The organism is candidate division WOR-3 bacterium (assembly GCA_039801725.1).
GTDB lineage: Bacteria > Hydrothermota > Tepidihabitantia > Tepidihabitantales > DTDR01 > DTDR01.
In genome coordinates, this window is the sequence record JBDRVE010000054.1 from 1 (window position 1) to 7,285 (window position 7,285).

Sequence of the window (7,285 nt, forward strand, 5' to 3'; positions counted from 1 at the left end):
CCTTTAAAAACCCCAAATTTTTTATCTTCTTCTTCTCTTCATCCGTTAAATAAAACTTCATAAATCCCCCTTTTTATTTAATTTCCTTCTATATATATAACGGATAAGAAGGCAAAAAGGTTACCACCTTTTTTATCTAATCTCATCTAATCTTGGGGCAGATTGCGACGCCAATTTTTATTAGCAGAATTAAAAATAAAAACTGAATTATAAGATAGTTAAGGATAGGTATTCTCTTTTTAAGTTTTTCTTTCCTTGAATTTATCTTATAAATTAATATAATTTTAAATTATGGAGATTAATATCTTGGAGGAGTTTTTTAATATTTGTGATGAGCCGATTTTCAAGTGTATCAATTGTGGTGTCTGTAGTGCCAGTTGTCCGATTAGTAAGTTTATGGAATTAAGTCCCCAGAAACTTATCTTCTATTTAGTTAATAATAAGAAAGAGGTATTAGAAAAGAATACTATTTGGCTTTGTGCCTCTTGTCTTAATTGTCAGGCAAGATGCCGAAAAGATATTGACTTCTCAAGGGTTGCCGATGCCTTACGTCATATTTATCTTCGGGAGATCGCAAGAAAGAAGTGGCTTTTAGAATTGGAAATTGATAAGATAAAAAGAGAAATCCTTACAAAAAGTCCCCAACAACTATTTATTGCCCTCCAAAGAAAATTTGCTTACTATTGATTATGAGGTATTTATATTATCCCGGTTGTACCTTAAAAACTACTGGTAAGGTTTTTGATGATAGTATTAAAGAACTTGCTAAGATTTTGGATATTGAACTTAAAGAACTTACTAATTGGTATTGCTGTCAGGCAATTTATACTCCCCTTAATGATGCTCCTTCTTTAATTTTGGGAGCAATGAGAAATTTAATTGAGACCCAAAGAGAGGATGATAAATTGGTTACTGCTTGTGCTGCCTGTTATAATGTGCTTTTACGGGCACAAAATAGTTATTTTCAAGATCAATTATTGAAAGAAAGGGTTGATGCCTATTTGGAAGAAGAGTTAAGAGAAAGAATTAAAATTATCCATTTCTTTGAACTATTAGAAGAGAAAGTAGAATTATTAAACTCTTTAATTAAGAAAAGAAACTCTTTCTCTTTGGCTTGTTATTATGGTTGTCTCTTGACAAGACCAAAAGGAATTGCCTTATTTTCTAATGATATCAATCCCCAAAGATTAGAAAATCTTTTTAGTAAATTGGGTTTTAATATTATTGATTTTGGTTTCAAAACGCGTTGTTGTGGTTCCTATCTTACTTATACGAAAGAAGAGGCGGTAAAGGATTGTGTGGAAAAGATTGTTTTGTCAATAGAAGAGGCGGCAGGAAATAATAATTGTCAAATTTTAACAACCTGCCCCTTGTGTCAATTTAATTTAGAAAATTACCAAAATAAGTATCAGGTTTTTTATTTTACCCAATTTTTATTATCTTTAATAAAAGGAGATTAAAATGGCAGAGATTAGAATTGGTGTTTATGTGTGTCATTGTGGAATGAATATTGCTGGTGTTGTGGATGTGAAGCGAGTGGTTGATGAGATAAAAAAGATGAAAAATGTGGTGGTGGCGCGGGATTATGTTTATATGTGTTCAGATCCAGGTCAGGATTTGATTAAGAAAGATATTAAAGAGTATAATTTAAATCGGGTGGTGGTTGCTTCTTGTTCGCCACGGATGCATGAGCCAACCTTTAGAAATACAATAAAGGAAGCAGGTCTTAATCCTTATCTACTTGAGATGGCAAATATTAGAGAGCAGGATTCTTGGGTTACCGAAGATAAAGAAGAGGCAACAAAGAAGGCAATCAGTTTGGTAAGGATTGCGGTATTAAGGGCATCTTTATTAGAAGAACTTTATGAAAAGGAAGTAACGGTAATACCAAGGGCATTGGTGATTGGTGGTGGTATTGCTGGTATCCAAGCGGCCTTAGATATTGCCAATGCGGGTTACGAAGTCTATTTAGTAGAAAAGGAGCCTTCAATTGGTGGTCATATGGCACAATTAGAAAAGACCTTTCCGACATTAGATTGTTCGGCTTGTATCTTGACACCAAAGATGGTAGAAGTTACCCAAAATAAAAATATAAAATTAATGACCTATTGCGAAGTAGAAGAGGTTTCTGGTTTTGTTGGCAATTTCAAAGTAAAAATCAGGCAAAAAGCAAGAGGAGTTAATCCTGATTTATGTACTGCTTGTGGCAGTTGTTCAATAATCTGTCCGGTATATGTGCCTAATGAGTTTGATTGTGGTTTAGCCCCTCGTAAGGCAATCTATCGTCCTTTTCCGCAGGCGGTACCTAATGTTTTCACAATTTCCTTTAAAGATTGTGTTCAATGTGGTTTGTGTGAATGGAACTGTGAAAATTTTGCTATCAATTTAAATGATAAAGATAAGATTATTGAGATTGATGTTGGTGCCATAGTTGTTGCTACTGGTTATGAAGAGTTTGACCCACGTCTAAAGCCGGAATTTGGCTATGGTCGGTATAAAGAAGTTTTAACCGGTTTAGAATTTGAAAGAATTTTAAATGCCAGTGGACCAACTTTTGGTGAGATTAAAATAAATGGTAAGGTGCCAAAAAGCATTGTTTTCATCCACTGTGTTGGTTCCCGAGATGAGCAGGTGGGTAACCCCTATTGTTCAAGAGTTTGTTGTATGTACATTGCTAAGCAGGCTCATTTAGTAAAAGAAAGGCTTCCCGATTGTAAAGTTACGGTATTTTACATCGATGTCCGTGCTTTTGGTAAAGGTTTTGAAGAGTTTTATACCCGTGTAAAAGACGAAGGAGTTATCTATCGGCGAGGAAGTCCTTCGGAAATCTATAAAAGAGGAGATAAATTAGTTGTCAGAAGTGAAGATACCATTTTAGGAGAGATTATTGAAGAAGAAGCAGATTTAGTTGTTTTAGGAACTGGACTTGTGCCAAGAAAAGAGACGTTAGAATTGGCAAAAAAATTAAAACTCTCTCTTTCGGCTGATAACTTCCTCTTAGAAGCCCATCCGAAATTGAGACCGGTTGATTCTAATATTGATGGTGTTTATCTTTGTGGTTGTTGTCAGGGACCAAAAGATATTCCTGATAGTGTTGCTCAAGCAAAGGGAGCAGCAAGTAGTGTGATTGCTTTATTCAATAAGCGAGTGGTAACGGTTGAGCCAATCCAGGCTTATGTAAGAGAAGATTATTGTTCGGGTTGTCATATTTGTGAAGGACTCTGTCCCTATTCGGCATTAGAATTTGATAGTGAGAAAAGAGTAATGAGGGTTAATGAAGCCTTATGTCGTGGATGTGGTGTTTGTCCATCAGCCTGTCCTTCGGGAGCGATTGTGATGAGACATTATACTGATGAACAGATTGAAATTCAAGTTGGAGGTTTATTATGGGAAGAGTAAAAATTGTTGGTTTTGCTTGTAATTGGTGTTGTTATGCCGGTGCTGATTTGGCCGGCACTTCCCATTTAAAATATGCGCCCGAAATGAGACTAATAAGAGTTTTATGTTCCGGAAGGATAGATCCCAAATTTATTTTAGAAGCCTTCAAAAGTGGTGCCGATGGTGTTTTTATTGGTGCCTGCCATCCAGGTGATTGTCATTACCAATCAGGCAATTTAAAAACAATCAAAAGAGTGATGCTCTTAAAGAAATATTTAAAACAATTAGGTATTGAAGAAGAAAGGCTTTGCTTAGAATTTATCTCCGCTTCTGAAGGCGAGAGATTTCAAAAAGTAGTAAACCAATTTGTTGAGAAAATAAAAAGTTTAGGTCCCCTCAATTGGAAATAAGATAATAAATGAAAGAAATCACCTATGAAGATTATCTTAATTTTCTAAAAGAGAATGACTATGTTACCATTGGTAAAAATAAGATAAAATTACACAAGGAATGGAAGATAAAAACCTATTCACCAGAGAAAGATTATCAATTAGATTGAGTAAAGAACTATTTAAATTATGAAAGTCTTGGCATTAATTGGTAGTGCCCGAAAAGAAGGAAATACCGCAGTAATTGTTAATAAGATATTAGAAGGGATTAAAGCAAAAAATAAAAAGGCAAAAATAAACTCTTACTTTTTACACGAACTTAATATTAATCCCTGCCAATCTTGCTATTCTTGTATAAAAACCGGTAGATGTGCCCAAAAAGATGATATGCAAAAGATTTATAAATTTTTAAAGGACGGTGATGTTTTGATATTAGGTTCACCAATTTATATGGACTATGTGAGTGCCCAGACAAAACTATTTATTGACCGGCTTTTTCCTTATATCCACGAAAAAGCACCAGAAGTAAATAAAAACTTAAAAGCAATTCTTGTAATCACTTGGGGATGGGATAAAGAAGATGCTTATAATAATGTAATTAAAAATATTGAAAAAGTTTTAAAATGGCATAAGATTAATGTTAAAAAAGTAATAAAAGGTTATGGTTATCAATATGAGAAAACCGAAGTATTAGAAGATAAAAAACTACTTAATTATGCTTATCGGATTGGTTATAATATTTAATCTCTTTTCTTATCTCAATATCAAAGTTAACCATGATTTAACAACCCAATTACAGAATGAATGTCAGATTGTTGTCAATCCTTTAAATCATAATAATCTTTGTTGTATCTGGCGGGATTTTCGGCTTGGTTATCGGCAGGTTGGCATTGCTTATTCCTTTGATGGTGGTTTAAATTGGTATGATACTTTATTATATGAGCCCACCTATCCTTATCAATCAGACCCAGCATTAACAGTTGATAAAGATGGTAATTTTTATGCCTGTGTTTTATCTTTTATTTCTACTTCCCAGCCGAATGGTTTATTTGTTTATAAATCAACGGATGGTGGTAGGACTTGGTCAGAGCCGGTTCCGGTGGTGAATGGTGTTCCCAATGTTTTTGAAGATAAAGAATTGATTGCCTGTGACCGAACAAACTCACCTTTCCAAAATAATTTATATATTGTCTGGACAAGATTTTATGATACAAAAATAATGATTTCCCGTTCTACTGATCGGGGAGCAAGTTGGTCTTCACCCATTCAGGTAAGTGATGGTAGTGCTTCGGTTCAATGGCCCGTTTGTGCGATTGGTCCGAATGGCGAAGTTTATGTTAGTTGGATAAGATTATCTTCACCAAAGTCTATTAGGATTGATAAATCAACTGATGGCGGATTGACTTGGGGAAGTGATATCACAGTTCAAAATGTCCGTTTTGGTTATGGTAATATTAATCCCGATATCTTAGTCTTCTCTTTTCCAGCAATGGATGTTGATATTAGCAATTCACCTTATTCAGGAAATATTTATATTGCCTACATGGATTATGAGCCCCAAACCCAAGCAATGGATATCTATTTCACCCGTTCTACTGATGGTGGTTTGACTTGGTCAACACCAATAAGGCTAAATGATGATTCCTTAAATAATAGAAGAGACCAATTTCATCCTTGGCTAAAAGTAGATAATAATGGTGCTATTCATGTTATCTTCTATGATCGGAGATTAGACCCAAATAATTTACTTTTTGATGTCTATTTAACCTCTTCTTATGATGGTGGATTAACTTGGACACCAAACAGAAGAATAACAACTGTTTCTTCTAATCCCAATCTATTTCCACCACCAACCGATGCTGGTAGATTAGGAGAATATATTGGTTTAGATGCGATTGATTCAACAAAGATTTTTATGGCTTGGTCTGATACAAGAGAAGGTAATCCGGATATTTTTGCTGGTATTCCGGATACCAGTAGTAGTTTTGTTTTAGAAAATAATAAAAAAATAAATTATAAAGAAAGATATGCTAATTATTTTTTGCCTACGGGCGAAAAAATAAAAAATATCAAAGATGTGAAAGGTATTATTTTTATTTTTGAGAAATCAAAAATAATTAAAAAAATTAAATTAAAATAAAAGGAGGAAAGATGAAAAAGATAATCATCCTTTTTATTCTTTTATTATCAATCAGTTTTGCTGTTGATATGGCAGGTAAGGTTGGTATGGGCATCGGAACAAAGAGATTTGGCGATTTACTAAAACCGACCATTTTCTCATTAAGAATTGGTGTATTGTCGGAGTTAGTATTAGAACCTTGGTTAGATATTTCTTCTTTAAAATTCACAGTTAATTACCCAAAAACCGAAGAGTTAGAAGAAAGGGAATATGATACAAGTTTTACAAATAAAGGTATTGGTTTAGAAGGTCTTTATGCCTTAAAAAGTGAGAAAAAGACAAATCTTTATGGTATTTTAGGAATCTATTTAGGAAGGATAGAAATTAAGTATGAAAGCAAGACCAAAGAAGAGAAGACATCTAATTTTGCTTTTATTAACTACTGGGGAATTCCTTTGGGAATTGGTGGTGAGTATTTTCTTAATAATCATTTCTCAGTAAATCTTAATATGAAAATCGGTTTTATGAAAGCCAGTGGAAAAAATAAACTTTCCGTAGAGGCTACTGAAAAGTTGTTAAAAGAATATTCTATTTTTGGCTACAATATTAGCACCAATCTTTTCACAGTTCTTTTTAATTTTTATTTCTAAAAATGATACTCTATCTTTTTGGCAACCAGAATTGTGAAGCCTGTAAAAAGATTTTAGAGAAATTAAAATATTACAAGGAGAACTTTAATAAAGATATTGAAATTATTTATTTTGATACCGAAACACCCGATGGGATGGCAGAGGCTTGTTTTTATGATGTGTGGGATATTCCGCAGGTAATATTAATGAAAGATGGAAAGATAATAAAACGTTGGCAGAAGACCGCACCCACCTTTGAAGAACTTAACCAGTTGTGGAAATCTTAGGATTTATTGAAAACTCCCTCATTGATTGGGATGGAAAAATTTCAGCAGTAATCTTTCTTGGTGGCTGTAATTTTAAATGTCCCTTTTGCCAAAATTATCCGATTGTCAAAAGAGATAAATTATTAAGAAGATACAAATTATCAGATATTTTAGAATATCTAAGAAATAACCAAAAATTTATTGATAGTGTTGTGATCACTGGTGGCGAACCATTAATCAATCCTGGGATTTTTGATTTAGTGAGAAGTTTCAAAGAGATTGGTTTTCTAATAAAATTAGACACTAATGGTTATTTCTATTTTAATCTTTTATCTTTAATAAAAGAAAATCTTATTGACTATGTCGCGATGGATATCAAAACAAGTTTTAAAAAATACCATAAAGCAGTCGGCAGGAAAATAGAACTCTCATTAATTAAAGATAGTATTGAACTTTTAAAAGAAGAAAAAGTTGACTATGAATTTCGGACAACCTTGGTGCCGA

General features: G+C 33.4%; 10 protein-coding genes. All 10 read left to right on the forward strand.

The window, feature by feature from the left end; all coding sequences use genetic code 11:
• Positions 1-291: 291 nt before the first annotated feature.
• Entirely contained in the window at positions 292-687 is a 396-nt protein-coding gene (locus ABIK75_08030; protein MEO0091036.1) for a 4Fe-4S dicluster domain-containing protein, read from the forward strand.
• Positions 688-689: 2 nt separating this feature from the next.
• Positions 690-1,460: a heterodisulfide reductase-related iron-sulfur binding cluster gene (locus tag ABIK75_08035; protein ID MEO0091037.1), complete on the forward strand. Its 771-nt coding sequence runs from the start codon at positions 690-692 to the stop codon at positions 1,458-1,460.
• Position 1,461: 1 nt separating this feature from the next.
• Complete coding sequence (locus ABIK75_08040) at positions 1,462-3,399, forward strand: CoB--CoM heterodisulfide reductase iron-sulfur subunit A family protein (GenBank protein MEO0091038.1); 1,938 nt, start codon at positions 1,462-1,464, stop codon at positions 3,397-3,399.
• Positions 3,387-3,788: a hydrogenase iron-sulfur subunit gene (locus ABIK75_08045; GenBank protein MEO0091039.1), complete on the forward strand. Its 402-nt coding sequence runs from the start codon at positions 3,387-3,389 to the stop codon at positions 3,786-3,788. The genes ABIK75_08040 and ABIK75_08045 overlap by 13 nt, the downstream gene beginning before the upstream one ends.
• Positions 3,789-3,796: 8 nt before the next feature.
• Entirely contained in the window at positions 3,797-3,937 is a 141-nt protein-coding gene (locus tag ABIK75_08050) for a hypothetical protein (protein MEO0091040.1), read from the forward strand.
• A gap of 19 nt (positions 3,938-3,956) precedes the next feature.
• Positions 3,957-4,511: a flavodoxin family protein gene (locus ABIK75_08055; GenBank protein MEO0091041.1), complete on the forward strand. Its 555-nt coding sequence runs from the start codon at positions 3,957-3,959 to the stop codon at positions 4,509-4,511.
• Positions 4,495-5,907 carry a sialidase family protein gene (locus ABIK75_08060; GenBank protein ID MEO0091042.1) on the forward strand — a complete coding sequence of 471 codons (1,413 nt, stop codon included), beginning with the start codon at positions 4,495-4,497 and terminating at the stop codon, positions 5,905-5,907. Before ABIK75_08055 ends, ABIK75_08060 begins: the two co-directional genes overlap by 17 nt.
• Positions 5,908-5,918: 11 nt before the next feature.
• A complete protein-coding gene (locus ABIK75_08065; protein ID MEO0091043.1) occupies positions 5,919-6,536 on the forward strand; it encodes a hypothetical protein in 618 nt (205 codons plus the stop codon).
• Between the two features lie 2 nt (positions 6,537-6,538).
• Positions 6,539-6,802, forward strand: coding sequence for a thioredoxin domain-containing protein (locus ABIK75_08070; GenBank protein ID MEO0091044.1), 264 nt, complete (start codon positions 6,539-6,541; stop codon positions 6,800-6,802).
• Positions 6,790-7,285: anaerobic ribonucleoside-triphosphate reductase activating protein (locus tag ABIK75_08075; protein MEO0091045.1), on the forward strand; the 496-nt coding region annotated here is incomplete at its 3' end. The genes ABIK75_08070 and ABIK75_08075, both read left to right, overlap by 13 nt.

Bases quoted from the DNA above. Each gene is read 5' to 3' on its own strand.
- ABIK75_08030 (MEO0091036.1), top strand. From the start codon at position 292: ATGGAGATTAATATCTTGGAGGAGTTTTTTAATATTTGTGATGAGCCG.
- ABIK75_08035 (MEO0091037.1), top strand. From the start codon at position 690: ATGAGGTATTTATATTATCCCGGTTGTACCTTAAAAACTACTGGTAAG.
- ABIK75_08040 (MEO0091038.1), top strand. From the start codon at position 1,462: ATGGCAGAGATTAGAATTGGTGTTTATGTGTGTCATTGTGGAATGAAT.
- ABIK75_08045 (MEO0091039.1), top strand. From the start codon at position 3,387: ATGGGAAGAGTAAAAATTGTTGGTTTTGCTTGTAATTGGTGTTGTTAT.
- ABIK75_08050 (MEO0091040.1), top strand. From the start codon at position 3,797: ATGAAAGAAATCACCTATGAAGATTATCTTAATTTTCTAAAAGAGAAT.
- ABIK75_08055 (MEO0091041.1), top strand. From the start codon at position 3,957: ATGAAAGTCTTGGCATTAATTGGTAGTGCCCGAAAAGAAGGAAATACC.
- ABIK75_08065 (MEO0091043.1), top strand. From the start codon at position 5,919: ATGAAAAAGATAATCATCCTTTTTATTCTTTTATTATCAATCAGTTTT.
- ABIK75_08070 (MEO0091044.1), top strand. From the start codon at position 6,539: ATGATACTCTATCTTTTTGGCAACCAGAATTGTGAAGCCTGTAAAAAG.